The sequence below is a fragment of the Nioella sp. MMSF_3534 genome, from assembly GCF_030732985.1.
Classification (GTDB): Bacteria; Pseudomonadota; Alphaproteobacteria; order Rhodobacterales; family Rhodobacteraceae; genus Nioella.
In genome coordinates this window covers 1-24,871 of sequence record NZ_JASHJX010000003.1, presented here as the reverse complement: position 1 = coordinate 24,871, position 24,871 = coordinate 1, and the positions used below count along the sequence as shown (strand labels likewise).

The 24,871-nt window shown below is 63.3% G+C and carries 27 protein-coding genes; 15 read left to right on the top strand and 12 right to left on the bottom strand.

All coding sequences use genetic code 11. From position 1 onward, the window contains the following. Positions 1-17 precede the first annotated feature (17 nt). Positions 18-686, top strand: coding sequence for a hypothetical protein (locus RBB16_RS01780; RefSeq protein ID WP_306044503.1), 669 nt, complete (start codon positions 18-20; stop codon positions 684-686). Between the two features lie 4 nt (positions 687-690). Here the strand turns inward: RBB16_RS01780 and RBB16_RS01775 are convergent, their stop codons facing one another. The 6 genes from RBB16_RS01775 to RBB16_RS01750 are packed head-to-tail and all read right to left on the bottom strand — an operon-like array spanning position 691 to position 6,255. Next, positions 691-1,557, bottom strand: a complete 867-nt coding sequence (locus RBB16_RS01775; protein WP_306044502.1) for a DMT family transporter — start codon at positions 1,555-1,557, stop codon at positions 691-693. Positions 1,558-1,567: 10 nt separating this feature from the next. Then, entirely contained in the window at positions 1,568-3,346 is a 1,779-nt protein-coding gene (locus tag RBB16_RS01770; RefSeq protein WP_306044501.1) for an SLC13 family permease, read from the bottom strand. Positions 3,347-3,367: 21 nt separating this feature from the next. After that, positions 3,368-4,297: a DMT family transporter gene (locus RBB16_RS01765; protein ID WP_306044500.1), complete on the bottom strand. Its 930-nt coding sequence runs from the start codon at positions 4,295-4,297 to the stop codon at positions 3,368-3,370. Beyond that, entirely contained in the window at positions 4,284-5,108 is an 825-nt protein-coding gene (locus RBB16_RS01760) for a TIGR00282 family metallophosphoesterase (RefSeq protein ID WP_306044499.1), read from the bottom strand. Before RBB16_RS01760 ends, RBB16_RS01765 begins: the two co-directional genes overlap by 14 nt. Before the next feature lie 56 nt (positions 5,109-5,164). Next, positions 5,165-5,641 carry an OsmC family protein gene (locus tag RBB16_RS01755; RefSeq protein WP_306044498.1) on the bottom strand — a complete coding sequence of 159 codons (477 nt, stop codon included), beginning with the start codon at positions 5,639-5,641 and terminating at the stop codon, positions 5,165-5,167. Positions 5,642-5,697: 56 nt separating this feature from the next. After that, a complete protein-coding gene (locus tag RBB16_RS01750; RefSeq protein ID WP_306044497.1) occupies positions 5,698-6,255 on the bottom strand; it encodes a 5-formyltetrahydrofolate cyclo-ligase in 558 nt (185 codons plus the stop codon). A 75-nt stretch (positions 6,256-6,330) separates the two neighbouring features. On the opposite strand from RBB16_RS01750, the gene RBB16_RS01745 reads away from it, so the two are divergent. From RBB16_RS01745 to RBB16_RS01710, 8 genes are all read left to right on the top strand, one after another. Continuing rightward, positions 6,331-6,945 carry a VOC family protein gene (locus RBB16_RS01745; protein WP_306044496.1) on the top strand — a complete coding sequence of 205 codons (615 nt, stop codon included), beginning with the start codon at positions 6,331-6,333 and terminating at the stop codon, positions 6,943-6,945. Further along, positions 6,942-7,412 (top strand): GNAT family N-acetyltransferase, encoded by a 471-nt coding sequence (locus tag RBB16_RS01740; RefSeq protein WP_306044495.1) that lies wholly within the window; start codon positions 6,942-6,944, stop codon positions 7,410-7,412. The genes RBB16_RS01745 and RBB16_RS01740 overlap by 4 nt, the downstream gene beginning before the upstream one ends. A gap of 30 nt (positions 7,413-7,442) precedes the next feature. Continuing rightward, positions 7,443-8,126 carry a molecular chaperone DjiA gene (locus RBB16_RS01735; protein WP_071688705.1) on the top strand — a complete coding sequence of 228 codons (684 nt, stop codon included), beginning with the start codon at positions 7,443-7,445 and terminating at the stop codon, positions 8,124-8,126. A 5-nt stretch (positions 8,127-8,131) separates the two neighbouring features. Then, on the top strand, positions 8,132-9,184 hold the full coding sequence (locus RBB16_RS01730; protein ID WP_306044494.1) for an endonuclease/exonuclease/phosphatase family protein: 1,053 nt from the start codon (positions 8,132-8,134) through the stop codon (positions 9,182-9,184). Between the two features lie 40 nt (positions 9,185-9,224). Next, positions 9,225-9,560: an AAA+ family ATPase gene (locus RBB16_RS01725; RefSeq protein ID WP_306044493.1), complete on the top strand. Its 336-nt coding sequence runs from the start codon at positions 9,225-9,227 to the stop codon at positions 9,558-9,560. Positions 9,561-9,673: 113 nt separating this feature from the next. Continuing rightward, positions 9,674-11,488 (top strand): M3 family oligoendopeptidase, encoded by a 1,815-nt coding sequence (locus RBB16_RS01720; RefSeq protein WP_306044632.1) that lies wholly within the window; start codon positions 9,674-9,676, stop codon positions 11,486-11,488. Continuing rightward, the gene (locus RBB16_RS01715; RefSeq protein ID WP_306044492.1) at positions 11,485-11,955 is read left to right on the top strand and encodes a GNAT family N-acetyltransferase; all 471 of its coding nucleotides are present in this window, start codon (positions 11,485-11,487) and stop codon (positions 11,953-11,955) included. Before RBB16_RS01720 ends, RBB16_RS01715 begins: the two co-directional genes overlap by 4 nt. Continuing rightward, positions 11,952-12,182, top strand: a complete 231-nt coding sequence (locus tag RBB16_RS01710) for a hypothetical protein (protein WP_306044491.1) — start codon at positions 11,952-11,954, stop codon at positions 12,180-12,182. Before RBB16_RS01715 ends, RBB16_RS01710 begins: the two co-directional genes overlap by 4 nt. A gap of 144 nt (positions 12,183-12,326) precedes the next feature. On the opposite strand, the gene RBB16_RS01705 is transcribed toward RBB16_RS01710, so the two are convergent. From RBB16_RS01705 to RBB16_RS01685, 5 genes are all read right to left on the bottom strand, one after another. Then, a complete protein-coding gene (locus tag RBB16_RS01705; protein WP_306044490.1) occupies positions 12,327-12,596 on the bottom strand; it encodes a DksA/TraR family C4-type zinc finger protein in 270 nt (89 codons plus the stop codon). A gap of 59 nt (positions 12,597-12,655) precedes the next feature. Continuing rightward, positions 12,656-14,359, bottom strand: a complete 1,704-nt coding sequence (locus RBB16_RS01700) for a tryptophan 7-halogenase (protein ID WP_306044489.1) — start codon at positions 14,357-14,359, stop codon at positions 12,656-12,658. 90 nt (positions 14,360-14,449) lie between these two features. Further along, positions 14,450-15,418: a Gfo/Idh/MocA family protein gene (locus RBB16_RS01695; protein ID WP_306044488.1), complete on the bottom strand. Its 969-nt coding sequence runs from the start codon at positions 15,416-15,418 to the stop codon at positions 14,450-14,452. A gap of 86 nt (positions 15,419-15,504) precedes the next feature. Continuing rightward, complete coding sequence (rpoH, locus tag RBB16_RS01690; RefSeq protein ID WP_306044486.1) at positions 15,505-16,401, bottom strand: RNA polymerase sigma factor RpoH; 897 nt, start codon at positions 16,399-16,401, stop codon at positions 15,505-15,507. Between the two features lie 176 nt (positions 16,402-16,577). Continuing rightward, positions 16,578-17,612, bottom strand: a complete 1,035-nt coding sequence (locus RBB16_RS01685) for an RluA family pseudouridine synthase (RefSeq protein ID WP_306044485.1) — start codon at positions 17,610-17,612, stop codon at positions 16,578-16,580. Positions 17,613-17,625: 13 nt separating this feature from the next. Between RBB16_RS01685 and RBB16_RS01680 the strand changes: the two genes are divergently transcribed. Continuing rightward, on the top strand, positions 17,626-17,919 hold the full coding sequence (locus RBB16_RS01680) for a DUF6476 family protein (protein ID WP_306044484.1): 294 nt from the start codon (positions 17,626-17,628) through the stop codon (positions 17,917-17,919). Here RBB16_RS01680 and RBB16_RS01675 read toward each other — a convergent pair. Continuing rightward, the gene (locus RBB16_RS01675; protein ID WP_306044483.1) at positions 17,916-18,956 is read right to left on the bottom strand and encodes a tetratricopeptide repeat protein; all 1,041 of its coding nucleotides are present in this window, start codon (positions 18,954-18,956) and stop codon (positions 17,916-17,918) included. The two genes, RBB16_RS01680 and RBB16_RS01675, sit on opposite strands and share 4 nt — an antisense overlap. Positions 18,957-19,221: 265 nt before the next feature. Between RBB16_RS01675 and RBB16_RS01670 the strand changes: the two genes are divergently transcribed. The 5 genes from RBB16_RS01670 (at position 19,222) to RBB16_RS01650 (ending at position 24,794) form a co-directional block, all read left to right on the top strand. Further along, positions 19,222-20,658: a UbiA family prenyltransferase gene (locus RBB16_RS01670; protein WP_306044482.1), complete on the top strand. Its 1,437-nt coding sequence runs from the start codon at positions 19,222-19,224 to the stop codon at positions 20,656-20,658. After that, positions 20,655-21,071: a GtrA family protein gene (locus tag RBB16_RS01665; RefSeq protein ID WP_306044481.1), complete on the top strand. Its 417-nt coding sequence runs from the start codon at positions 20,655-20,657 to the stop codon at positions 21,069-21,071. Before RBB16_RS01670 ends, RBB16_RS01665 begins: the two co-directional genes overlap by 4 nt. Before the next feature lie 8 nt (positions 21,072-21,079). Beyond that, the gene (locus tag RBB16_RS01660) at positions 21,080-22,402 is read left to right on the top strand and encodes an FAD-binding oxidoreductase (protein ID WP_306044480.1); all 1,323 of its coding nucleotides are present in this window, start codon (positions 21,080-21,082) and stop codon (positions 22,400-22,402) included. Continuing rightward, positions 22,399-23,133, top strand: coding sequence for an SDR family oxidoreductase (locus RBB16_RS01655; protein ID WP_306044479.1), 735 nt, complete (start codon positions 22,399-22,401; stop codon positions 23,131-23,133). Before RBB16_RS01660 ends, RBB16_RS01655 begins: the two co-directional genes overlap by 4 nt. 206 nt (positions 23,134-23,339) lie before the next feature. Continuing rightward, on the top strand, positions 23,340-24,794 hold the full coding sequence (locus tag RBB16_RS01650) for a hypothetical protein (RefSeq protein ID WP_306044478.1): 1,455 nt from the start codon (positions 23,340-23,342) through the stop codon (positions 24,792-24,794). The last annotated feature ends 77 nt before the right edge of the window (positions 24,795-24,871 follow it).

Sequence of the window (24,871 nt, the reverse complement as noted above, 5' to 3'; positions counted from 1 at the left end):
TCAAGGAGAGGGGACCAATGGAAAACGCTAGCTGTTACCCGCAGGGATTCCGCCACATCTGCCAGGAAGCGGTTCAGTGCAACAAATGCTTTGAAGGTGGCGGATTGAAGCGACCGCTAGTGGACAAGGCGCAGCCACGTTGGATTGGCTCAGGATATGCAGCGACGTCACCTCGAATAGTCTTTATGTTGCTAAACCCGGGCAGCGGTGGAGGCCGTCAAGACGGAGCAGACGAATCCCTGCGCAATCTGTTGCATCGATATGAAACAGGGGAGGACATGCTGGATCAGATCATGCAGCATCAACGCTCAGACATTCCCAAATGGGGGAATGGCCGCCTGATGAAGTTCCTGCGACTTTCGAATATCGACATTGACGGTGTCGCTTTGATGAATATCGCATGGTGTGCATCGGAACAGAACGAGTATCCACGATCTATGCTACGAAGCTGTTTCGAACGGCACACACTTCGCGCACTAGTTGCGTTAGAACCGAATGTGGTCATTCTTTCGGGAACCAAGACCCACGCTTTTAAGAAAGAAATTCGAAGGGCCTTGCCGCATTCAACGACACTCCAAACTCTGCACTACGCTCATCGGAAGGGTCATGAAGCTACTCTTTCCGCTACTGAGAAACTAAGGTTGACGATTGCAACAATAAGGGACCCTGAGCAAAGTGGGCCTTGAGTTGTTACCCTCTGTTCTGCACCCGCAACGCCGCGAGGTTGTTCAGCGTCAGCGCGCCCAGAACCACGGCGCCCCCCGCCAGCGTCCAGAGGCCGGGAAACTCCGCCAGCACCAGCCAGACGAGGATCGGGCCAAAGACGGCCTCCAAAAGCATGATCAGCGACACATCCGCAGGCGGCAGGTAACGCGGCCCAAGGCTGAGCAGCGCTGTAGCTCCCGGCGTAACGATCAGCGCGATCAAGGCCACGAAGGGCACCGACGCAGCGGACATTGACAGGCCGGGCGCAAGCAACAGCGAAACAAACATGGCGAAGAACCCGGCAATGGACATGGCGGGCACCATGGACAGCGTCTTCTTCTGCCCCGCGATGGCAAAGATCACCGCCCAGGAGAGCGCCGTGACCACGGCGGCGAGGTCTCCCATCAGGTCCCCCTGCCCACCCCCGGCGCTGCCCATTGCGATAATCCCGATCCCGAACAGTACCGCCGCGATAGTAACCCAAGTCCGGCCCGGCACCGGCTGGCCCAGGACAAACCGCGCGATGAGGGCGGAAAACACCGGCATCGTGGCGAGGATGAAGAGCGTGTTGGCCGCGAGTTTGTGGCCAACGGAGTAGAGAAAGCTCACATTTCCAAGGGTGTAGCTGAGGCCAATCGCCAGCCCGGCCAGACCTACACCCTTGAATGCTGCAATCGCCCCGCGCCCCTGCGTGACCAGCAGCCACAGCGCGATCACACCGCCCATACCCGCCCCGCGCCAGAACATCAGCGTCCATTCCGGCAGCCCCGCCAGCCGGATCAGCAGCACATCGGGCGACAGGATCAGCACACCGGTCAGGGTGAGCCACAGGCCCTTGGCGTAGTCGCTCATCGCAGTGCCCTCACAATGCCCAGATCAGCGGGATGACGAGGCTGACGACAATGCCAAGGCTCAGGTTCAGCGGGATGCCTATCTTCATGAAATCGGTGAAGCGATAGCCGCCGGGGCCATAGACCAGCATGTTGGTCTGGTAGCCAATCGGCGTGGCGAAACTGGCCGAGGCCGCGATCATCACCGCGATGACCAGAGGGCGCGGATCGACCCCGATGGCAGTGCCAAGCCCGATGGCGACGGGCGTGATCACCACGGCCACCGCATTGTTCGATACAAGCTCGGTCAGGATCGAGGTGATCAGGTAGATCACCCAGACCAGCACGAAGGGCGGCAGGTTGCCAAGCCATGGGGCCAGCGTGGTCACGATCAGCTCCACCGCGCCGGTGTGTTCCAAAGCGGCCCCGATGGCGAGCATGGCGAAGATCAGCGCCAACAGACGCCCGTCGACGAAGGAAAACGCCTCTTCCGCGTCGATGCAGCGGGTGATCAGCACCACAGCCACGGCCAGCACCGACAGCAGGAAGATGGGGGCCACGCCAAGCCCCGCGAAGGCCACGATCCCCACCATGGCGGCAAAGGCAATCGGCGCGTGGCGGCGGCGATAGGCGCGTTCGGTGGGGGCGGTGATGTCGACAAGGTCCATATCGGCGGCAAGGCGCTGGATGTCGGCGGGGTCACCTTCCAGCAGCAGCGTATCGCCCACCTGCACGATCAGCTCATCCAGCTGCCGCCCGATATTCTGGTTCCGCCGATGCACGGCCAGCGGATAGACACCGTAGCGCCGCCGCAGACGCAGCGAGCCAAGCGAACGGCCCACCATGCGGCAGCCGGGGGAGATCAGCACCTCGACCGTCGTGGTCTGCACCGATGACAGCTTGTCCACCGTGCGCAGGTCCTTGCTTTGCTGAAGCCCCAGAACCTCGGCCATATCGGTGCGCAGAACCACCCGGTCCCCGGCCTCCAGCACAACGCCCGCCATATTGCGGCGGAGCGAGGCATCGCCGCGCAGAACGTCAATGAGCCGCACGCCCTCGCGTTTGAACAGGTCTACCTCGTTCACGTTCTGGCCGATAAGGGCGCTGTCCTCTGGCAGGGCCACTTCGGTGAAGAACTTCATCTTCTTGCGCCCCGTCAGCATGTCGGCCATCGAACTGCGGTCGGGCAGCAAGCGCGGGCCGATCAGGGACATGTAGAGCATTCCCCAGATCACCACGACGATGCCCACGGGCGTGACCTCGAAAATCGAAAACGGGTCCAGCCCCTGCGCGCGGGCGACACCATCTACCAGCAGGTTCGTAGAGGTCCCGATCAGCGTCAGCGTACCCCCCATGATCGCGCCGTAAGAGAGCGGGATCAGCAGTTTCGACGCGGGACGACCGAGCGACCGGGCGATTTGAACAAAAACGGGGATCATGACCACGACCACGGGCGTGTTCGACACGAAGGCCGAGGCGATGACCACGAAGCCGAGCAAAGCCGCCAGCGCCGTCTTGGGCTGGGTCTTGGCCTTGGCCTCTGCCAGATGCGTGAAACTGGCCAGCGCCCCGGTGCGCACCAAGGCCCCCATCACGATGAACATTGCGGCGATTGTCCAAGGCGCGGGGTTCGACAGGACAGACAGGGCGTCGGAATAGGGCAGGAACCCGGCGGCCAGCAGCGCGGCGGCCCCCGCGATGGCGACAACCTCTGCCGGGAAGGTCTCTCGCACGAACAGAATGAACATCACGGCCACGACGCCCAGGGTCAGAACCCCTTGCATGGTTGGCGATAGGAACTCAGCAAGCATCGGCGATCCCGTCCCGATTGATCAGGGGCCATCATTGTTGACGGGCAGAGGAACGGCAAGGGCTTCATTCGCACGCGGCTGCACCAAGGCCACCCCCATCAACATCAGCGCGAAGGCGCCCCAGACCCAAGGCGAATAGGTTTCGCCAAGCAACAGCCACGACCAGCCAACGCTGAACCCGGTCACGAGGTAGGAGATCTGCACAGCAAAGACCGGCCCGCCCCGCCCCACCAGCCAGACATATCCCGCATAGCTGAGCGCATGGGCGACGGACGAAATCACCACCGCCAGATCGGGCAACCCATAGGGCGGCAGCGGGGAAATCCATTCCCCCGACACAAGCGCAATGGGCAGAGAGATCACGATTCCCACAAGCGACGCACCCAAAAGCGCCTGCACTGCATCCAGATCCGCGGGCTGGTGGCGGGCGACATAGTTGCCTTCGAAGGCGTAGAAGGCCGGGGCAATCAACCCCACGGGCACCCAGACCAACATGGCAGGGTCGGGCAGGCTGGTGTCCGGCAGCATGATCATCGCTATGGCGGCAAGGCCAAGGCAGAGGCCCACAAGCCGCGCAGGCGAAAACCGGTCATTGCCCCAGGCCAGAGCGATCGGGAAGGCCAGCATCGGCACCATGGCAATGCACAGCGCAAGGATGCCACCGGGCAGATGAATGGCCGCCGTGTAACTGGCGGTATTGGGCAGAAGCGTGCCGATAAGCGCGATGATCAGGTAAAACCGCAAGGCGCGCGGATCGGTTGGCAATCCCCGGCCCATGGCCCGGTTGATACCGCCCAGAACCACCGCCCCAAGCACGAACTGCCAGAAGATGATGCCGATATGGCGATAGCCTTCGCTGACCGCGATCTTGCTCATGGGGATGGAAATGCCCCAGCCGAGCGAGCAAACCAGCAGCACCGCCACCAGCCACAGTTTTTCAGAGCGCGCCATCCGGCCCCGCCTGTTGCAATCGCCCACCAATGCGGATCGGGGCCACGCGCAGCGCCTTACCAGTCTTGTCATCGGTTTCGACGAAGACACCCGACAGGGTCGCCTCGCCCGCTGCCGGCGTGAACCGGTCCTTCGGCATGCCGGTGATGAAGCGGCGCAGGGGCTCGGTCTTTTCCATGCCGATGACACTGTTGTAGTCGCCGCACATGCCCGCATCGGTCATGAAGGCGGTGCCGCCCGGCAGGATCTGTGCGTCGCCCGTGGGCACATGGGTGTGGGTGCCGACCACAAGGCTCGCACGCCCGTCGCAGAAATGACCGACAGCCATCTTCTCTGATGTCGCCTCGCAATGAATATCGACGATAATGGCACTGGCCAGCCCGCCGAGGGGATGGCTGCGCAGGATGCCCTCCACCGCCGAGAACGGGTCCGAGAAGGGCCGCTTCATAAAGACCTGTCCAAGCGCCTGCATCACCAGCACCTTGCGCCCGCCCCTGGCCTCGAACAGCTGAAAGCCCCGGCCCGGCGCGGTCTTGGCGTAGTTCATCGGCCGCACGATGCGCGGTTCCCTGTCGATGAATTGCAGCATGTCGCGCTGATCGAAAGCGTGATCGCCCAGGGTCAGGCAATCGACACCGGCGGCCAGCATGGTTTCCGCATGGCTTTGCGACAGGCCATGGCCCGAGGTCGCGTTCTCGCCATTGACCACGACGAAGTCGAGCCGCCAGTCGGTTTTCAGCCGGGGAAGGGTGGTCGCAACGGCCGCGCGCCCCGCACGCCCCATTATATCGCCAAGGAAAAGCAATCTCATGCCCAAGGCTTAGGCGGTTCGGCCCGAGGCGGCAAGAGGTCGGGTGCGGTTACCTCTCAGGGCGAGGGCCGAACGGTGTAGCTCGCGTCATAGGTGACGGGGAAATTGACCGATCGGGCGATGTAGCAGACCTTGTGAATCCGGGCGTGTATCTGGTCCGCCACATCAGGGTCCGACCCCGGCGCCAGCGTGATCCGGGGCCGCAATGTGGCCGACAGGAACCGACCCGCGCCAGAGGGCAGGCTTTCGCCCTTGGCCAGCGGGTCGTCCTCATAGCCTTCCACCACGATCCCGGCATCGCTGGCCAGATGCAGGAACCACAGCATGTGACAGGCCGAAAGGGCCGCGATCAGCATATCCTCGGGGCTGTGCAGGGTCGAGTCGCCGCCAAGCAGCGGATCGTTGGAACAGGGGATCACCGGCTTGCCCGGCGTCTCGACATTCCACGTCCGGTCGTAGCCGCGATAGCTGGCTGTCCCCTGCCCCCGGTTCCCCGTCCAGACGATCCGCGCGGTGTAGTCGTGATTGGCCATCGTTGCCCTCCGTTTGCGCGCAGCCTAGCGCGGGACGGGGGGCCGCGCATCCCCTGTCACGGCCGGAACACGCCCGTCTCGGTCACCACCGCATCAAGCAACTGATCCGTGGGTTCCACCACCAGCCCCTCCAGCTCTTGCGCTGCATAGGCGAAGCCGATGGCCCGTGTGGGACGCTTGGCGCGCAGCTGTTCCAGCGTCCGGTCATAGAACCCGCCGCCATAGCCCAACCGGTTGCAACCCCTGTCAAAAGCCACCAGCGGCGCGATGACGATCTCGGGTTCCAGCCAGTCGCCGCCTTCCGGCACCCGCGCCCCGAAGGGGCCATCGACCATCTGGCAGCCGGGCCGCCATTCGCGGAACTTCAGCGGTTGTGCCTTGGCCTCGATCACCGGCACGCAGATCCGGTTCGCCTCGGCCAGCGCGCGCATGGCAGGCGTCGGGTCCAGCTCGGTCCGCATCGCCATATAGGCGGCGATCACCTTGCCCTCGACCGGGCCGATTTCGGCCAGCAGCGCGGCATTGGCGTCAGAGACCGAGGCGCGCTCGAAGGCTTCGGCGCGGGCTGTGAAGGCTTTCTTGCGGAGGGCGGTTTTCTGGGCGGACAGGTCCATCGCGGTGTTTCTCTTGCACTTCGCCCACAGGCGGGGTTTCCTGTGTCGCAAAATAGGCGCTGGACGGAAAAACTCATGCTGACATTCGACCATCTGGCCATTTCCTGCGACAGCCTTGCCGAAGGCGTTGCCCATGTCGAGGCCGCTTTGGGGGTGGAGCTTGCACCGGGGGGCGAACACGCCGCCATGGGCACGCATAACCGGCTGCTCTCGCTCGGGCCGGAGGAATATCTGGAGGTCATCGCGATCAACCCCGCCGCCCCCGGCCCTGACCAGCCGCGCTGGTTCGACATCGACAATTTCGCGGGCACGCCCCGAATGACCAACTGGATTTGCCGCTGCCCCGATCTGGAGGCCGCGCTGGCCGCTGCGTCTGCGGGCGCGGGCATTCCGTGGGATCTGGAACGGGGTGACCTGAAATGGCGCATGGCGGTGCCGACCGATGGCAAGCTGCCCTTCAGCAACTGCTTTCCCGCGATGATCGAATGGCAGGGCAGCGCCCATCCGGCCCCGCGCCTGCCCGATCACGGGATTCGCATGACCGGGATTTTCCTGACCCACCCCGAGGCCGCAGCTTTGCGCGCTGAGCTCGCCCCGATGATCACAGACCCGCGTCTGACGATCCTGAACGGCGCCTCCCCGGCACTTTCGGTTGAGTTGACCGGTCCAAAGGGAACCATCCGCCTGTGATCCGCACCGCCCGACCTGCTGACGCGCCAGCCATAGCGGCGATCTGGAACCATATCATTCGCGATACGGTGGCCACCTTTACCACTGAAGAAAAGCAACCCTCGGCAATTGCCGGAGCCATGGCTTCACAGCCCTATTGGGTGGCCGAAGACGCGGGCACCGTTGTGGGATTTGCCACCTATTTCCAGTTCCGGGGCGGGTCGGGATACGTCCATACGATGGAACATTCCGTCCATATCACGCCCTCGGCCCAGGGCCGGGGGCTGGGGCGCGATCTTATGGCCGCTTTGGAGGACCATGCCCGCAAGGCCGGGGTGCATTCGCTTTTTGCGGGCATCTCGGGTGAGAACAGTGCCGGTCTCGCCTTCCACGCAGCGCTTGGCTATGCGCACACCGCCCGGCTGCCGCAGGTGGGACGAAAATTCGACCGATGGCACGATCTTGTGCTGATGCAGAAATTCCTCTGACATTCCCGGCCCGTCGGGGTAAAAGCCCCCATGTCCCTATGGTCCCGTATCAGTGACGCGCTTGCAGCCCTTGCCTCCGGTGAAGGGCTTGGCGCCATGTTCGACAAGCTGCGCAAACCGCCGGAACTGACCGTCGGCTTCGCGATTGCCGTGATTGCCCTCGGCGCGAAGATGGCAAAGGCCGATGGCCTGGTCACCCGCAACGAGGTGACCGCTTTCCGCGAGGTCTTCGCCATTCCGCAGGCCGATGAAAGATCGGCAGCGCGCGTGTTTAATCTGGCACGAGAGGATGTGGCCGGGTTCGAGGACTACGCCCGCAAGATCGCCACCATGTTCGAGGCAGATAGCGCGGTTCTGATGGACCTTCTCGACGGGTTGTTTCATATCGCCGTGGCCGATGGCGAATATCACCCCGCCGAGGATGCTTTCCTTGAAAGGGTGGCCGAGATCTTCGGCATGTCCAAGCGCGACTTCGCCGCCCTGCGTGCCCGCAACGTGCCAGATGCCGACCCCGACCCCTACACGGTTCTGGGGGTAGACCCGGCCATGTCGCTGGCAGAGATTCGCAAGGTCTGGCGGCGGCTGGTGGTCGAAACCCATCCCGACCGGATGATGGCGCGCGGGGTGCCGGAAGAGGCCGTGCAACTGGCCCAGACCCGGCTGATTGCCATCAACAGGGCCTGGGAAGAGATCGAATCCCACCACGGGACCTGACGCCGATGCGCATCGCCACCTATAACGTGGAATGGTTCTCCAATCTCTTCGATGACGAGGGGAAATTGCTGGAAGACGGACAGTGGTCCGGCCGTCAGGATGTGACGCGGGGCGAGCAGCTTGCCGCCCTGGCCTTCGTGTTCAAACGTCTGGATGCCGATGCCGTTCTGGTCGTCGAAGCGCCCGACAGCTCGCGCCAGCGCAATGGCAGCCTCGCCCTTGAGAACTTCGCCGCCTACGCTGACATCCGCGCGCGCAAGGCGCTGATCGGGTTCGAGAACCATACGCAGCAGGAAATCATGCTGCTTTACGATCCTGATGCCCTGAGCGCCGTCCATGATCCGATCGGTGAAGAAACGGGCAAGAAAGGCTCTCGCGTCGCCCCCCGCTTTGACGGAACCTACCGCATCGACCTGGATATCGACGCCACCGAGGATCTGGTGACCTTCTCCAAACCGCCGCTGGAGGCGCTGATCGACAGCGACGAAGGCACGTTCCGGCTGATCGGGGTGCACGCCAAGTCCAAGGCGCCCCACGGCGCGCGGAACCGCGATGAGATGATGCGGCTGGCTATCGCCAACAGGCGCAAGCAACTGGCGCAATGCATCTGGCTGCGCGAAAGGGTGGACCATCACCTCGACATGGGCGATCCGCTGATCGTCGCAGGCGATTTCAACGACGGTCCCGGGCTGGATGAGTTTGAGCGTCTGTTTGGCCGGTCGGGGCTGGAGATTGTCCTGGGCACCGATCTGGACCCGCAGGACCAGCTGTTCGATCCGCACGCGGAACAGGCGCTGCAATCGCGATTTGGGGCGCAGCCCACCACCGCGCGCTTTTACATCCGCGACGAGGACCGCTACCTGACGGCGCTGCTGGATTACATCATGGTCAGCCCGGTGCTGCGCCCCTTCTGCAATGGCTGGCGCATCTGGCATCCCTTCGAAGACCCGGCCTGCTGGCGGGATGAAACCCTGCAACGGGCGTTGTTGACTGCGTCGGACCATTTCCCGGTTACCATGGAACTGAACGGCCCATTCCCCGGTCCGGTCGGTGGCTGACCCCTTCAAAACCGGCCAAAACGCGCATATCTTGTGGGTCATGAAACACGCTATCACCCTCGCTTTGCTCGTATCGCTTGCGAGCCCCGCCGCCGCTCAGGACAGCGATGAAGACAGCAACCTTCGCGAAGGCTGGGGTCTGTTATCGGAAGGCTCTCGCCTGATCCTCGAAGGGCTGGCCGAGGAGATGCGGCCCTTCGTGGACGAGCACCTGCTGCCCATGATCGCAGAGCTTGGCGCGCTGATTGACGACGTGGCCATGTATGAGCTGCCCGAACGGCTGCCCAATGGCGACATCATCATCCGCCGCCGCGTGCCACTGGACCCTGAAACCGGCGAAGAGCTCGATCCGGTGGACGACCCGGTCGACCTGTAAGCGGCAAATTCCCCACCCGATGCGCGGCCTCCATTGCACTTTCCCCATGGGGCTGCCTATCTGTAGCCCGTGCAATGCAAGAGAGGTTTCCAATGCAGTTCTCCACCATCCCGATGCCCCTGCCCGTCCGCGACGCCAATGCCGCCGGAGGAGCCGAGAATCTGGGCGATCTGCCGGAATGGGACCTGAGCGACCTCTACCCCGCCACCGACGCACCCGAAATTGCACGAGACAAGGACTGGCTGGCCGGGGAATGCGCCGCTTTTGCTGCGGATTACGAGGGTAAGCTGGCCGATCTGTCTGCTGACCAGATGCTGGAGGCCGTACAACGCTATGAAAAGATCGACCTGATTGCCGGGCGGCTCATGTCCTTCGCGGGGCTGCGCTATTACCAGCATACGACCGATCCGGAACGCGCGCAGTTCATGTCGAACATGCAGGAGGCGATTACGATCGCAACCACCTCGCTGGTATTCTGGGGGCTGGAGTTCAACCGGCTGGAGGATGCGCATTTCGAGGGCCTGATGGCCGCCAATGCCGATCTGGCTCGCTACCGCCCGATCTTCGACCGGATGCGCGCGATGAAGCCTTACCAGCTGTCGGACGAACTGGAGAAATTCCTGCACGATCAGTCGATGGTAGGGGCGGCCGCGTGGAACAAGCTGTTTGACGAGACCATCGCAGGGCTGAGTTTCGAGGTCGACGGCGAGGAGCTTGGCATCGAGGCCACGCTGAACCTGCTGACCGACCAGAACCGCGACAAGCGGGAGGCGGGCGCGCGGGCGCTGGCCGCAACCTTTGGTGAACGGATCGGGCTCTTTGCCCGCGTCCACAACACGCTGGCCAAGGAAAAGGAAATCGAGGACCGCTGGCGCAATCTGCCCTCGCCCCAGATGGGCCGACACCTGGCCAACCATGTGGAACCCGAGGTGGTGGAGGCGTTGCGAAACGCCGTGGTTGCCGCCTACCCGCGCCTGTCGCATCGCTATTATGCGCTGAAGGCCAAGTGGCTCGGCCTCGACACGCTGGAAGTCTGGGACCGCAACGCGCCTCTGCCGATGGAAGATGACCGGCTGGTCCATTGGGACGACGCGCGCAAGGTCGTGTCCGAGGCATATGCCGATTTCGATCCGCGCATGGCGGAGCTGGCCGAACCTTTCTTCACCGATGGCTGGATTGATGCCGCCGTGAAAGAAGGCAAAGCGCCTGGCGCCTTCGCCCACCCGACCGTGGCCGACGCCCACCCTTACGTGATGCTGAACTACCTCGGCAAACCCCGCGATGTGATGACGCTTGCGCACGAGCTTGGCCATGGCGTGCATCAGCGGTTGGCCGCCGGTCAGGGGGAACTGCTGTCCTCCACCCCGCTGACGCTGGCGGAAACCGCGTCCGTCTTTGGCGAGATGCTGACCTTCCGCAAAATGCTGGGGCAGGCCAAATCGGATGCCGAGCGCAAGGTGATGCTGGCGGGCAAGGTCGAGGACATGATCAACACGGTCGTGCGCCAGATCGCGTTTTACGATTTCGAGTGCAAACTGCACGCCGCCCGCGCCGAGGGCGAGTTGACCCCCGACGACATCAACGCGTTGTGGATGAGCGTGCAGGCCGAAAGCCTCGGGCCGGTCTTCAACTTCATGGAGGGGTATGAGACCTTCTGGGCCTATATCCCCCATTTCGTGCATTCGCCCTTCTACGTCTATGCCTATGCCTTCGGCGATGGCCTGGTGAACGCGCTTTACGCGGTTTACGAGGAAGGCGGCGACGACTTCCAGGAAAAGTATTTCGACATGCTGAAGGCGGGCGGATCGAAGCATCACAAGGAGCTGCTGGCGCCCTTCGGGCTCGATGCCAGCGACCCGGCGTTCTGGGACAAGGGCCTGTCCATGATCGAAGGCTTCATCGACGAACTGGAGGCGATGGAGGGGTGATCACCATCGCCGACCTGCCGCGGGACCGGGTGGAAGAGGTTCTTCACCTTACCCTCGGTCCCGGACAGGAGGATTTCGTGGGGACCATCGACGAGATGGTGACTGACGCCCTGCCCTGTCGTGATTTTCATGTGGCGCGGGAAGGGGCAGAGGTGGTCGGCTTTTTCAAGATCGACCGGGACTATGCGCCAAGTCACGACTTCGCCGAGCCCCATGGCTGGGGGCTGCGCGGGCTGCTGATCGGCGCGCAGTATCAGGGCCGGGGATTGGGACGCGCGCTGCTGGCGGCTCTGCCTGCCTATCTGAGCGCGCGCTATCCGGGGCAACGGCTCTATTACCTGACCGTGAATTGCCGGAACGCACGTGCCTATGACGCCTATCTTGCCGGCGGCTGGACGGATTCGGGCGGGCTCTACCTCAAGGGCCGCGCGGGACCGCAGAACATCCTGCGCCTAGATCTGTCATGACCGCAAAGGACAAATGGGCTGCGATCCGTATGCGGATGAAGCGGGGGCTGGTCTGGATCCGCGCCAATGTGCCGCCTGGGTTGCGGTTGGTGCTTGGTCTGCTGCTGATCGTCGGGGGCGTGTTCGGCTTCCTGCCGGTGCTCGGGTTCTGGATGATCCCGCTTGGGATTGCGGTGGCGGCACTTGATATCAAGCCGCTCTGGCAGGCGCTGACGCACCGCCGGTAGGGATGCCCTGCACATTCGAGACCGAGCCAGCCCCTGTCCGTGCAGCTGCCGCGCCCGTCTACACCGATCGCAAACGGGTGGGCCGGGCGGCGGGAAAATTCTTGCAAGAACTTTTTTAAGGATCTTCCAAGATCCTTCCACCGCCTATTTCAACTGGCTGTCTTTCGATCCCCGCCGGTTGATCCCGCCGCGCGCCCTATAGGCCCCGTCCCGCTCCTGCTGACAGTCGATGCAGAGCTTGACGCCCGGAATGGCCATGCGACGCTTCTCCGGGATTTCTTCTTCGCATTCCGCACAATAGATCAGGCTTTCGCCCTGCGGTTGCGCGCGGGCCTGCATGCGTTTCAGTTCATCCTCGATCGAGGCTTCGATCTGTTCCGACACCGCGCCGTCGCGCGCCCATCCTCCGGCCATGACCTTGGTCCATTCCTGACTGAGACAGGCAGAGGATATCAGAGACCGCCCATGTGCCGCTAGAGCAGGCTGACCGATCCATCCTCGTCCTCTTTCGCGGCCCGGGCCGGGGCGGGTGCCGGCTTTGGGTTGCCAATCGGCACGCGCGGCGGCGGCGCACCGGGAAGGCCGACGGTCGGCTGGTTCAGCACAAACTGCGGGGCCGGTTTCGGCTTTGGCAGCTCGCCACGCAATTCCCGGATCAGCGTGTGATGGTCCGCCATCTTGGTCACGACCTGCCCGAAGGTCGCCTCGGCCTTTTGCAGATAGCCCTGCCACAAATTGGCCGGCAAGTTTCCATTCCTGCGGAACGACGGCGCCGGGTAATCGGTGTTGTAGACCTGCTTGCCGAGCAGAACCGCCTGATAGGTCGCGTAGCTGAACAGAACCTCGGTTTCCAGGTCGAGCGGCCCGGGCACGGCATGGCGCCAAAGCTCCAGGTTCTCGGCCAGCCGGTCGGGCACCTCCAACTCTTCGCGCGCGTCGATCCAGTACTGGCTGTCGGTCCGGTTCCCGAGCGCGTAGTGCAGGCAGATGAAGTCGCGCACCTCATCATAGAGCTTGCTGGTCAGCTTGTTGTAGCGATCCCGCAGGGGGTCCGGGTAGCTTTTGTCGGGGAAGTAGCTCGCCAGCCAGCGGATCGACATGTCGATCATGTGAATGGCGGTTGATTCCAGCGGTTCGATAAAGCCGCCCGACAGGCCCACGGCCACCACGTTCTTGACCCAGGCATTGCGGTTGCGCCCGACCCGCATCGGGATCACGCGCGGCTCCACCCCGTTCCAGGTGTCGCCCAGATGCGCGATGAACTCGTCCCGCGCCTCTTCATCGGTGCGATGCGCCGAGGAATAGACATAACCCGTCCCGATCCGGTTATAGAGCGGCACCCGCCAGACCCACCCGGCGCCAAGCGCATAGCTGCGCGTCAGCGACGGGATCTTGGTCGGGTCTGGATGCGGGATCTGTACCGCCATCGCCCGGTCATTGGCGAGGAAGTTCGAATAGGAGATGAAGGGCTCTTTCATCACCTCGTTGATGATCAGCCCCTTGAAGCCGGTGCAGTCGATCACAAGCTCGGTCTCGTGCCGCCCGGTCTCGGCCAGTTGCAGCGCGCTGACATAGCCGTTTTCATCCTGTTCCACATGCACCACATCCTCCTCGATATGCTGCACACCGCGGGACTTGCAGAGGTCGCGGATCATATTGGCGAAGCGCCCGGCATCAAGGTGATAGGCGTGCCCGACCGGCATTGCATAGGGCTTCTCGCCCAGGGGGCGCGGGCCTTTGAATGCCTGGCCAAGCGCGACGGAGGGCGAGAAGCACTGAATGAAATCCCGATTGCCCGCGCCATATGTCAGATAGTAATCGGCAAGATCGACCCCCGCGATCGCCTGCGGATGGGCAAAGGGATTGACGTAGTCGATCTGCTTGCCGTTCCGGTCGACATTCCAGTTCGCGAACAGCACCCCGAGCTTGAAGGACGCATTGCAGGTCTTGAAGAAATCCTGTTCTGAAATGCCCGCCATGCGCAGGGTACGCAGCATGTTGGGGACGGTCGCTTCGCCCACGCCCACGGTCGGGACATTGGGCGACTCGATCAGGGTGATCCTCATCTTCGCGTCGGGCCGGGTCAGGTCGCCGAAATTGCTTTGCAGGATCAGCGCGGCCATCCAACCCGCTGTACCGCCGCCGACAATGGTTATGGATTGAATCGGTTCAGACAAAACGAACTCCCCCAAAGTGGTCTGAATTCGCCAAAAGACTAGGGGGAAATTTCGTTTGAGTCCAAAACAACCATCGCGGAGGTCGAGATCCTACGCCATCTCACCAGCAAAAGCAGCCTCTAGTGCGGCTTGTGTGCCCCGCGAAAACTCCAGCGGAACCGGGTAGGCTGCGCCCTCTAGGATCGTGCGCCCGAAGGCTTCCACCTGGTTCACATACTGACGTGCCGTTGGGAAACGATGCAGGCGCTCCTCTCCGTCCGCACGCACGACGCGGACCGAGGCTTCCCGATGCACGACAGGATTGAACGGAGCCACAAGCTCAATAAACCCACCGGTGCCGTGATAGGTGACCACCTGCCGATTGGGGGCCTCCATGCTCATGTAGATCGAACAGGTCGCACCGCCGAAATAGGCCCAGATCCGGGCCGACACATCGACACCGTTCTGCCAGCCGAAGCGGGATTGCACGTTTTCCGGCTCCGCCCCCGTGACCAGCCGGGCCGATCCGAGCGTATAGACCCCGATATCGCGGGTCACGCCGCCGCCGGTTTCAGGGCGCATGCGGATATTGCCGGTATCGGTCAGGCGGAAGGTGAAATACCCGTCGATATGCAGAAGGTCCCCGATCTCGCCGCCCTGCACCATATCGCGCACCATCTGCCATTGCGGGTGGTGGGGGATCATATAGGCCTCGGCGATCAGCAGACCGGTTTGCTCGCGCAGCGCGATCAGGCGGTCGATTTCATCCAGCTTCATCGCAATGGGCTTTTCCGTCAGCACATGCTTTCCCGCGCGGGCGGCCTTTTCGGTCCAGTCCACATGCAGGGCATTGGGCAGCGGGACATAAACCGCGTCAATCTCGGGGTCGGCCAGCAATGCCTCATAGCTGTCATGCACCCGCAACCCCGGTGCCAGTGCTGCAAAACTCGCAGCCTTGTCCGGGCTCGACGTCGCCAGCGCGGCCAGAACCGCGTTTTCGGCATCGTGGATGGCAGGCGCCATGGTGGTCCGGGCGAAATTCGCGGCGCCAAGCACGCCCCAACGGATCGGATCGGTCATATCGGTTGTCTCCTTGTTAGCGCGAACAAGACCACAAAAAAGGCCCGCCGAAAAGGCGGGCCGTCATGAGTCACCTGGAATGTCGCTTACGCGGCGGGCAAGACACCCTGTTCGCGCGCCAGTTCACGCATGCGCTTTTGCAGTTTCTCGAACGCGCGCACTTCGATCTGACGAATGCGCTCGCGGCTGACATCGTAGACACCCGACAGATCCTCCAGCGTCACCGGCTGGTCCTGCAGGCGGCGTTGCGTCAGGATATCCCGCTCGCGTTCGTTCAGGACCTCCATCGCCTCTTCCATCAGGGCAAGGCGATGCTGCATCTCATCACGTTCGGCATAGTCACCGGCCTGGTCGGCGTCTTCGTCCTCCAGCCAGTCCTGCCACTGGGTCGCGCTGTCGCCCTCGGTGCCGATCATGGCATTGAGCGAGGCATCGCCCCCCGACAGGCGCCGGTTCATCGACACCACTTCGTCTTCGGTCACGCCAAGGTCATGGGCGATCTGCGCCACGTTTTCGGGCCGCAGGTCGCCATCTTCCAGCGCGCCGATGCGGGCCTTGGCCTTGCGCAGGTTGAAGAACAGCTTCTTCTGGGCGCTCGTCGTACCAAGCTTCACCAGCGACCAGGACCGCAGGATATATTCCTGGATCGAGGCGCGAATCCACCACATGGCATAGGTCGCCAGGCGGAAGCCCTTTTCGGGGTCAAACCGCTTTACGGCCTGCATAAGGCCCACATTCGCCTCGGAAATCACCTCGGCCTGCGGCAGACCATAGCCGCGATAGCCCATGGCGATCTTGGCGGCGAGCCGCAGATGCGACGTCACCATCTGATGGGCGGCCTCGGTGTCTTCGTGGTCCACCCACCGTTTTGCCAGCATGTATTCCTGCTCCGGCTCCAGCATCGGAAACTTGCGGATTTCCTGCAGGTAGCGGTTCAGGCCCTGTTCCGGCGACGGCGCCGGGAGATTTGCATAGCTGCTCACGTTTTCGGATCCCCTGTTCGACATCCTCAGATGTAAATCTGATTAACTTAGCTAGAGATGGGAGCGTTAACGGACCGTTTCAAGAGGCCCGCCATTGATTTCTTGAAGACCATATCGCACCACGATCACGCACCGCAATGCATGTTACAGTGATCTCACGTGCAATTGCGCACAGTTTAACCGGCAGTTTCGCGGCATTTCTCGAGGATTGTCGCCATATCCTCTGGCAGTGGTGCCTCGAAGCTGAGGTATTCCCCGCTGACCGGATGCACAAAGCCAAGCGTTGCGGCGTGCAGGGCCTGTCGGGGAAAGCTGTTCAGCTCTGCTGCCAGCGCCTCGCCCATCACCTTCGGGGCCACCTTGCGCCGCCCGCCATAGGTCTGGTCCCCGATCAGGGCGTGGCCGGCATGGGCAAGATGCACGCGAATCTGGTGGGTGCGGCCGGTTTCCAGCCAGCAGTTGATCAGAGCCACAGCGCCGAACCCTTCCTCGACCCGCGCCCGCGTCACCGCGTGGCGGCCACCGGAAAACAGCACCGCCTGCCGTTGCCTGTCGGTCTTGTGGCGGGCGAGTTGCGTGGTGATCTTCAGGATACCACCCGGCTCGAAACTGGTGCCCCGCACGCCGCGCAGTCGGGGGTCGGACGCGTCAGGTTCCCCGTGGCAGATCGCCAGATAATGCCGGTCGACCGTGTGTTTCTCGAATTGCGCCGCCAGCCCGTGATGGGCGCGGTCGGATTTCGCCACGACCAGCAGGCCCGACGTGTCCTTGTCGATCCGGTGCACGATACCGGGCCGCTTTTCGCCGCCCACGCCAGAGAGGTTGCCGCCGAAATGATGCAACAGAGCATTAACCAGCGTGCCCGATGGCGTACCGGGGGCGGGATGGACCACCATGCCAACAGGCTTGTTCACCACGATCAGATCGTCGTCCTCATAGAGTATCTCCAGCGGGATATCCTCTGGCATAGTCGCCACATCGGCGGCCTCTTCGACCGTGATCTCGACCAGATCATCCTCGACCAGCTTCGCCTTCGCATCCGTCACCACCGTGCCATTCACCCGCACCATGCCGTCCGCAATCAGTTTCGCCAGCCGCGACCGGCTGAGCGACGCGTCCTCTGGCACATCGCGGGCCAGTGCCTTATCAAGGCGCGGCGCAGGGTCCGGGCCGATACGGACCGAGACGATCTTGGACGAAAGGCCGGACATGCAGGACGCTCCGATGACAGAAGACGACAAGGACCCGCTGAACCTGAGGGTGCTGCGCATCCTCGTGACGGTCCTGACGGTGGTGATGATTGTCGGGCTGATAGCGGTCGTGATCACCTTTGTCACCCGTTTCCCGGGCGGCGATGGTGTGACCCTGCCCGATCAGGTGACGTTGCCCGAGGGTGTCAGAGCCAGTGCCATCACCATGGGCGAGGGCTGGTTTGCCGTCGTGACAGATGACGACCGCATCCTGATTTTCGACCGGGAGAGCGGTGAATTGCGTCAAAGCGTCGAGATCAGCCGCTAGTCGTCCAATGCAGCCGCAGCGGCCCGCGACATCGGGCCGATGATGCCATCCAGCGCGCCCCGATACAGACCGCGTTCCTGCAGGATCACCTGGAAGGCAATGGCAGTGGCCCGGTCCCAGGGCGGTTCATAGCCGCCGATCCGCCCGCGCAGATCGTCCATGTCCACATCGCCGGTTTCCAGCGCCTGTACGTATAGCGCCGCCGCCTGTTCCGGGTCGGCCTCGACCCCGCGCCCGCGTTCATAGAGGAAGCCAAGCGCCGCGATGGCATCGGGCAGACCGGCTTCGACCGCGCGTTCAGTCCAGCGGAATTGCTGGTCTGCGTCGCCGGTGCCGGGACCGTCAAGCTCGGAATAGATCCGCGCCAGATCCAGCACCGCCTCGATATTGCCCTGCTCGGCGGCCATGGACAGGTAACGCGCTGCCTCGTCCCTGTCGGGGATGCCAAGCGAGGCATCCTCGCCGCCCGGAATGCCGTCGCCGGTCAGATAGGTCTGGCCAAGCCGGTACTGGGCGAAGTGATAGCCCCCATCCGCCGCGGTGCGCATCAGTTCCACCATACGGCCCGTATCGCGGGGCACACCTGCCCCGATCCGGTGCAAGAGGCCAAGTGTCATTTGTCCCGCCGGATCGCCCCCTTCGGCGGCAGCAGCGAAATATTCCGCCGCCGTATCGGCATCGCGCCGCAACGGGCCGATCCCGAAGAGATGATAGTCGCCAAGCTTGGTATTCGCGGCGGCCAGACCGGCGGCGGCGGCGGCTTCAAAGGCTGCAACCGCCTCTTCATGATCGCCATCGGCCTGCCGGATCGCGCCGATATGGAACAAAACGACCGGATCCTCGCTGCCTTCGGACAGTGCCTGCTCGCAATGAGGCGTGGCTTCGGCCAGGGCGGCCTCCAGCACGTCCTGTGCTTCAGGGCTGACCGGCACCCCGGCATTTGGCACTCCAGCCGTCTCGGCGCACAGCGCGGCGGCATTTTCCGGCGCAGTTTGAGCGGCAAGCGCCAGCGGGCTGACAGACAGTGCCAGGGTCATGGCAACCCCGGGCAGCGAAGACAAAAACGGAATTTTCATGGCAGCAGACCGGTTTATGATTGAAATACAGGTCAAACCCTAGCCAATTCGCCCCCCGGCTGTCGACCGTCTTGCCCCAAGCTTTCCAAAGAAAACCACAGAAACGGCTGGCCAATGCCTTAACCCTATGCAAGCTTTTGCAAGCCTTATAAAATTCAACGAAACGCAGAGCAGCACGGCACGGGGACTTAAAGGCAGGCCCCAAGCCGGGAAGATGAACGGGAAGATGCGCGATTCCGGCACCAAAGACAGCGTTCTGGTCGTCGACCTGGACGGGACCCTTTTGCGGTCCGACATGCTGTTCGAATGTTTCTGGGCCAGTGCCGCGCGCAACTGGCGTACTCCGCTGATCGCCGCCAGCGCCCTGTCGCAAGGCATCCCCGAGCTGAAACGCGCGCTGGCCGAAACCGCAAGCCCTGACATCGCCCGCCTGCCCTATAATGCCGAGGTCATCGCCCATATCGAAGCGTGGCGGGCCGAGGGGGGAAAGACTGCGCTGGTGACGGCCTCCGACCAGATCCTCGCTGACAAGATCGCCGCGCATCTGGGCCTTTTTGACGAGGTCTTCGGGACCGAGCCGGGCAACAACCTGAAGGCCGAGCGCAAGGCCGAGTTCCTGGACAACCACTATGGCCCCGGCGGATATATCTATGTCGGCGACAGTCATGCGGATTTGAAAGTCTGGTCGCGCGCCAAGGCCGCCGTGACAGTGGGCGCGACGGGCGGTTTCCGCGCCAAGGTGGCCGAGGTGAACGCCGATGTCACCCATCTGAGCCCGCCCGAGCCCTTTATCATCCCGATCCTCAAGGCCATGCGCCTGCATCAGTGGCTGAAGAACGTTCTTGTCTTCATTCCGGTCATGGCCAGCCAGTCGCTTGGGCTGGCAAGCTTTCTGCAATGCCTGCTGGCCTTCGTCGCTTTCGGGTTTGTGGCCTCTTCCGGCTATGTGCTGAACGACCTGCTGGACCTTGGCCCGGACCGGGCGCATGCCCGGAAGCGTCGCCGCCCGATGGCCTCTGGCCGGTTGCAGGTGCCACACGGGACTGTGCTGTTCCCCGTCTTACTGCTGTTGGGTCTTGGCACCGCCGCGACATTGAGTGCGACCTTCCTGGGTGTGATTGCCTTCTACTTCCTGATGACGATGAGCTATTCGCTCTGGCTCAAACGCAAGGTGATCGTCGATATCTGCGTACTGGCGGGCCTTTATACGTTGCGCATCGTGGCAGGCGGCGTCGCCACCGGCATTCCGCTTTCCCTGTGGCTGCTGGCCTTTTCGATGTTCTTCTTCTTCTCGCTCGCTGCCGTCAAACGGCAGGCGGAACTGGTGCATCTGAAATCGACCGGGCAGGAAAAGGCCGCGGGCCGGGGCTATGGGCTGGAGGATCTGCCGATCATCACCCAGATCGCCACCAGCTCGGGCCTTTTGTCGGTGCTGGTTCTGGCACTTTATATCAACACGCCCGATATCCGGGAAAACTACATGTCGCCCACCTATTTGTGGGGGGTGTGCGGGCTGCTGCTCTTCTGGGTCACGCGAATGGTGTTCGTCACCCACAGGGGCAAGATGGATGATGACCCCATGGTCTTCGCGGTAACGGACCGCACCAGCCAGGCGACATTCCTGGCCATGCTGGCGCTGGCGGCGGGGGCGCTGTTCCTATGAGCCCGACCACCCTGGCCCTGCGCTACGGCCTTTTTGCCGTGATCGCAACCGTGACCAATCTGGGCACGCAGCGGATCGTTCTGTCCTTCGGTGACAGCGGGCCCGTGTTCGCCATGGCCGTCGCCGCGGGAACGCTGGTCGGGCTGGTGGTGAAATACGTGCTCGACAAGCGCTGGATCTTCTTCGACCAGTCCACCGGAGTAAAAGCCCATAGCCGCAAATTCGCGCTCTATACCGCCATGGGGCTGGTCACGACCTGTATCTTCTGGGGGTCCGAAACCGCCTTCTGGCTGATCTGGGGCACCGACCTGATGCGCGAACTGGGGGCCATCCTGGGGCTTATGGTGGGCTACGTGACCAAATACATGCTCGACCGGCGCTTCGTCTTCACCGACGACCGGTTGCAGGCTTAGGGGGTGTAATGCAGCTTTCCGGTTGGGGCAACTTTCCGAAACGCACGACACAACTGACCGCCCCGCGAACGGAGGCAGAGGTGGCCGCGCAGATCGCCGAGGGCCGCGCCGTCGCGCGGGGCAACGGGCGGTCCTATGGCGACAGCGCCATCGGCGCGGCCCGGACGCTCGACATGCGCGGCTTTGACCGGATGCTGTCTTTCAACGCCGCCACCGGGCAATTGGTGGCAGAGGCGGGTGTGATGCTCTCTGACGTGATCGACAGCTTCCTTCCGCGCGGCTGGTTTCCCATGGTCACGCCGGGCACCAAGCTGATCACCCTGGGCGGCGCCATTGCGGCGGATGTTCATGGCAAGAACCACCATGTCGAGGGCAGCTTTCGCGCCTGTGTGGACTGGATCGACCTGATGGGGCCGGACGGGGCGGTGACCCGCTGCTCGCACGATGAAAACGCCGAGCTTTTTGGCTGGACCATCGGCGGCATGGGCCTGACCGGCATTATCCTGCGCTGTGCGATCCGTCTAAGATCGGTGAAATCCGGCTGGATCCGTCAGACGATGATCCCGGCGGCAAATCTTGATGAGGCGATCACAGCATTTGAAGACAGCATGGCCGCCACCTATTCCGTCGCCTGGATCGACTGCGCCGCCAAGGGCGCGGCGCTTGGCCGGTCGCTGGTGATGCTGGGGGAACATGCGGAACCGGGCGAGGTGCCCCCGCGCTACCGCGCCACGCCGTTCAAAGCCCCCCGACGCCGCAAGAAGACCTTCCCGATGAACGCGCCGGGCTTTGCGCTCAATCCGCTTTCTGTGCGGGCCTTCAACGCGCTCTATTTCTGGAACGGATCGCGGCAGGAGGGCCAGCAGATCGTCGATTGGGACGGGTATTTCTACCCGCTCGACGCGATCCTGAAGTGGAACCGGCTTTATGGCCGCAAGGGGTTCATGCAGTTCCAGTGCGTGCTGCCGCAGGACAGCGCCCGCGAGGGGCTGCACCGGCTCATGTCGGCGATTTCCGAGTCCGGGCAAGCGTCCTTCCTGTCGGTCCTGAAACGCTTCGGCCCGCAGGACAGCCCCTTTTCCTTCCCGATGGAGGGCTACACGCTGGCGCTCGACTTCCCGCGCCATGCCCGCGCCATCGCCCTGATGCCGGAACTGGACGCGATCACGCTGGATCACGGCGGGCGCTTCTACCTCGCCAAGGACAGCCGCGTTCCTGCTGACACCTTTACCACCGCCGACCCCCGCGCCGCAGCATTTGCACAATGGCGCAGGGAAAACGGCCTTGCCGATGCCTTTGCCTCGGCCCAATCCGAAAGGCTTCACCTGTGAATTTGCCCGTCCTGATCCTCGGCGCCCGGTCCGATATGGCCCGCGCCACCGCCCGCGCTTTTGCCGCGCTTGGTCACCCCATTCAGTTGGCCGCCCGCGATGCCGACAGCCTTGGCCCGGACAAGGCCGATCTCGAAACCCGCTATTCGGTCGAGGTCACCTTGCATGAATTCAACGCGCTGGATGTGGCGGGGCACGCGGCGTTCATCGACGGTCTGCCCGCCCTGCCCGGCATCGCCATTTGCGCTGTGGGCACAATGGGTGAGCAGGAAGAGAACGAGAAGGACCCGGCCAGGGCAGTTGCGGTTCTGCGGTCGAATTTCGAAGGCCCCGCGATCCTCTTCGGGGTGCTGGCGGAACGGTTTGTTAACCGGGGTTCGGGCACATTGGTGGGAATCAGTTCCGTCGCGGGTGACCGTGGGCGCGCATCGAACTATGTCTACGGATCGGCCAAGGCGGGCTTCACCGCCTTCCTGTCGGGGCTTCGCAACCGGCTGGCCCAGAAAAACGTGCATGTGGTGACGGTGAAACCGGGCTTCGTGAACACCGCCATGACCGCCCATCTGGACCTTCCCGCAAAGCTGACGGCAGAGCCCGACGAAGTCGCCGGCGCCATTGTAAAGGCCGTAAAAAAACAACGTAATATCATATATGTACGGCCGATCTGGTGGCTCGTGATGTCGATCATCTGCGCAGTGCCCGAGATGGTTTTCAAGAAGACCAGCATCTGAACGGCAATCACCGGCCCATTTCGCACGCGCAGAAATTCGCTCGCACCCGCAGCAAAACGGCAGATTTCCGCCGCAAATGTGGCGGGCCTGCCTTATTCACTCTGGCATTCTTGTTTCGTTAAGGGGGTGAGTGTATCCCTTTTGCCATGAGGGACAGATATTTTGACCTGCTGGGACAGCGGGCCGTTGACAGAAAACCCGAGTTCATGGAATCGCCCGCAGCCGTCATTGCGACGCTTGCGGCCTCTGCGCTTGTCTGCGCGACGATCCTGACACTCACGGTCACCAAGATCGCACCTGCGGTCCGGCTCGCCACTTTGGGCGTGGAACCGGCGCGCGTGGAGATCCCGCAGGCAAGCCTCGGCGCTCTGCCTGTGACCGACACCATGGGGGCCTCCATCGCCGGGGCCGATCAGGGACCGGAACGGTTGATGCCGACCGCGCTGCCGCCGATGGCACCCGGCCGCGACTACGTGTTGGCCGATCCGGTGATCGAGCCGCGCCCGCAGGACCCCGTCCCCACCATCATCGCGGGCCGCCCGCCGGTCGAGGCCGTGCCGCGCCCCGCCCATATCGTGGCGCTGGCCGCCGCTGCCCGCAGTTTCACCGACCCCGCCAACGTGGCCTCGCTGCGCCCGGAACAACGCCCCTTCGATCCGGCTCCTGAGGAACCCGTCATCGAACTGGCCGTTGCCTCCCCGCTTGCCACCAGCATCAGCCCGCGCCCTGCGGCGCGCCCCGCCGATCTGGATGTAACGCCAAGCCCGACCTTTGTGGCCCGCGCGACCGATCCGACCGAGACCGTGACCCTCGCCGCGCTGACCCCGGACGAACCCACCGCGCTTGGCCCCGCCTTCGACCGCAGCGCCAATGCCTGCACCCGCCGCCTGTCGCGCGAGATTCCGCGCCGGGCGGGCAGTGCTGCCGGCGGACAGGCCTTCATCGCCTCGCTTGAAAACGTCTCTGGCACCACCCGCGACGCGGCGATTGCCCGCGAAGTGCTGCGCGGCAATGTCCCCGCCTTCCTGCGCGATCTGGCCCCCGTCACCTTCACCGGTGTCCTGCCCAATGGCCGCAGCGCCCAGGTCACCATCTGCGTGACGCCTGACTATCTGGCTGTCGGCAGCGACAGCGACTTTGTTCGCGTGCCGCTTGGCCTGACCGCCGCCGCGCGCATCGCGGAAGAGTTCAACATGATGCTGCCCACCACCCGCATGGTGGACGCGATCTATGCGCAGGCCGACCTGCGCCTGTCGCCCTCGCCGATGACGCCGGGCTCGCAGATGTCCTCGACCACCTATTTCATGCGCCACAACGCCACCGTGGAAGGCCAGCGCCAGAATGCGGGCGGTCGGCTTGGGATGCTGGTGTCGGGTCACAAGAAGGACCTCGTGCTGACCAACCGCCTGTCCAGCGCGCCGGGCCGCGTGGCGATCTATGGCTGGCACCGCCCCGGCGGCAACCCGATCCAGCCGCTGTCTACCGTGCATGGCGCCGAATATGCCGATTACAGTCACGGCATCCGACTGGTCAGCCGCACCGCTTTCGTGAATGGCCGCGCCGTCGACTTGCAGGATCTGCTGATGGACGGCACCTATGCGGGCCTGCTGAATTCCGATGGCCCGATCGGACGGCCCGCGATCCAGATCGCCTCTCGCTGATCCCCAAACAATCGAGCAGACACAAGAAACCCCGCCCTCATCCGGCGGGGTTTTTCATGCGATGCGCCCTCAGGCGT